General features: G+C 72.3%; 3 protein-coding genes. All 3 read left to right on the forward strand.

The features are described 5' to 3' along the window. Positions 1–18 precede the first annotated feature (18 nt). The 3 genes from J0670_RS35525 to J0670_RS35530 all read left to right on the forward strand — a co-directional run bounded on the left by J0670_RS35525 (position 19) and on the right by J0670_RS35530 (position 2419). The gene (locus J0670_RS35525; protein WP_207816728.1) at positions 19–936 is read left to right on the forward strand and encodes a glycoside hydrolase family 6 protein; all 918 of its coding nucleotides are present in this window, start codon (positions 19–21) and stop codon (positions 934–936) included. A 72-nt stretch (positions 937–1008) separates the two neighbouring features. Continuing rightward, complete coding sequence (locus tag J0670_RS40105; RefSeq protein ID WP_279383122.1) at positions 1009–1140, forward strand: hypothetical protein; 132 nt, start codon at positions 1009–1011, stop codon at positions 1138–1140. A gap of 34 nt (positions 1141–1174) precedes the next feature. After that, positions 1175–2419, forward strand: coding sequence for an FAD-binding protein (locus J0670_RS35530; RefSeq protein WP_207816726.1), 1245 nt, complete (start codon positions 1175–1177; stop codon positions 2417–2419). The last annotated feature ends 165 nt before the right edge of the window (positions 2420–2584 follow it).

Here is a 2584-nt window from a genome sequence, read left to right on the forward strand (position 1 = left end):
CCAGCGCTCACCGCCCTCCTGTTCGCCGTCCACCCCGGAACGGCGTACGCCGCCGACCCCACCTCCATGACCAGCGGCTTCTACGTCGACCCCAATTCGAGCGCACAGCAGTGGCTCAACGCCAACCCCGGCGACGGCCGCGCCCCTGCCATCCGGTCGTCGATCGCCAACGTGCCGACGGCGCGCTGGTTCGGCAACTGGAGCGGCACCATCGGGACGGCGACCGGCGCCTATGTCGGCTCCGCCGCCGCCGGGGGCAAGCTGCCGGTCCTGGTGGCGTACAACATCCCCAACCGCGACATCTGCGCCGGCCAGTCCGGCGGCGGAGCGGGTTCGGACGCCGACTACGCCACCTGGATCGCCGCCTTCGCCAGCGGCATCGGCAACCGGCCGGCGGTGGTCATCCTGGAACCCGACTCGCTCGGCGACGAGAGCTGCATGACGCAGACCCAGATCGACGGGCGCAACGCCCTGCTGCGCAACGCCATCGCGCAGTTCAACGCCAAGGCCCCCAACACCTGGGTCTACCTGGACGCCGGCAACCCGGCCTGGCTGAGCGCCGACACCATGGCCCAGCACCTGGCCGCCGCCGGGGTGAGCCGAGCCCACGGGTTCTCGCTCAACGTGTCCAACTTCCTCCCCACCTGGCAGAACACGGCGTACGGCGACGCCGTCAACTCGTCCCTGCGGTCGAGGAACGGGTTCAGCAAGCCGTACGTGATCGACACCAGCCGCAACGGCAACGGTTCGGACGGCACCTGGTGCAACCCGGCAGGGCGCAGGATCGGTACGCCCACGCAGGTCGGCGGCGGCGCCGAGATGCTGCTGTGGGTCAAGGCGCCGGGCGAGTCGGACGGCAACTGCGGCACCGGCGCCGGATCGACGGCCGGACAGTTCCTGCCGCAGGTCGCCTACAACCTGATCCAAGGCTACTAGCGCCCCGCCCGGCGGATCTTGTCGGAGCACGACGCGCTGATCCGACGAGATCCGCCGGAGCCCTGACCCGACGTGGTGCTGCCGGTGATCGGCGGGTGCGCGCCGCAGGGCGGGTTCGGTAGCGTCGCGGTCGACGTGCTCGGGTACCGGGCGACGCCGCTCTACACCCACGACGGACTCCCGGTGCGGCTGACCCGCTGCTGAACGGGTCGCACCCCGGACGGAGGAGGCAGCACCCATGGCCGTGACCAACTGGGCCGGGAACGTCGTGTTCCGGGCCGAGCGGTTCCACGAGCCCGGCTCCGTGGCCGAGTTGCGGCGGATCGTCGCGGGCAGCCGGTCCGTGCGGGTCCTCGGGACCGGGCACTCGTTCAACGAGATCGCCGACACCACGGGCGACCTGGTGTCCGTCGCCGGCCTGCCCCAGGTGGTCGAACCGGACGAGCGGGCCGGCACGGTCACGGTGGGCGCCGGGATGAGGTTCGGTGAGCTCGCCGAGGTGCTGGACCGGGCGGGGGTCGCGCTGCACAACCTCGGGTCGCTGCCGCACATCTCGGTCGCGGGCGCGTGCGCCACCGGAACGCACGGCTCGGGGGTCGCCAACGGCTGCCTCGCCACGGCGGTTCGGGCCGTCGAGCTGGTGACGGCGGGCGGCGACCTGGTGACGATCGACCGGGGAGCCGCGGAGTTCCCCGGCTCGGTCGTGGCTCTGGGTGCCCTCGGCGTGGTCACCCGGCTGACGCTGGACGTGGTGCCGGCGTTCGAAGTCCGGCAATGGGTGTACGAGGGCCTGCCGACGGCCGTGCTGCGCGAACGGTTCGACGAGGTCATGGCGGCGGCGTACAGCGTCAGCCTCTTCACGCGCTGGCGGAGCGACCGGATTGATCAGGTCTGGGTCAAACGCCGGGGCGGCCCCGACGCCCCCGCGACCTGGCTCGGCGCGGTGCTCGCCGACGGCCCGCGGCACCCCGTGCCGGGGTGTCCGCCCGAACCCTGCACGGAGCAGCTGGGCGTTCCGGGGCGGTGGTACGACCGGCTCCCGCACTTCCGGCCGGAGTTCACGCCGAGCAGCGGTGACGAACTGCAGTCGGAGTACTTCGTCGCCCGCACCGACGCCGTCGCCGCGTTCGACGCGCTGGACGCCGTCCGGGAACGGATCGCACCGGCGTTGCAGATCGGTGAGATCCGTACGGTGGCGGCGGACGCGTTGTGGCTCAGCCCCGCCTTCCAACGCGACTGCGTCGCCTTCCACTTCACCTGGCACCCCGAAGCGGCGGCCGCGGCGGACGCGGTCGGGGCGGTCGAGGAGGCGCTGTCCGCCTTCGCCGCCCGGCCGCACTGGGGCAAGGTCTTCACCATGGCGCCCGAGGTGATCCGGGAGTCGTACCCGCGCTGGGAGGACTTCCGGAGGCTGCTGGGCGAGTTCGATCCGGTGGGCAAGTTCCGCAACGAGTTCGTCGCCCGCCACTTCCCCGCCGGGTAGCGCCCGCGCTCCAGGGGCCGGGCTCCGGCCGGACTCTTCGCGTCAACGCTCTTGTTCTGGCGGGAGTTCGGCGGGTTCGGTCACGGATCTCGCCGCCACCACCAAGGGGAACCCCAGCCGGAACAGCGGCTGGGGTTCACCCTGCGGTGGGTGAGATGACGGTGG

Source organism: Streptomyces sp. FH025 (genome assembly GCF_017427025.1).
Taxonomy (GTDB): domain Bacteria; phylum Actinomycetota; class Actinomycetes; order Streptomycetales; family Streptomycetaceae; genus Kitasatospora.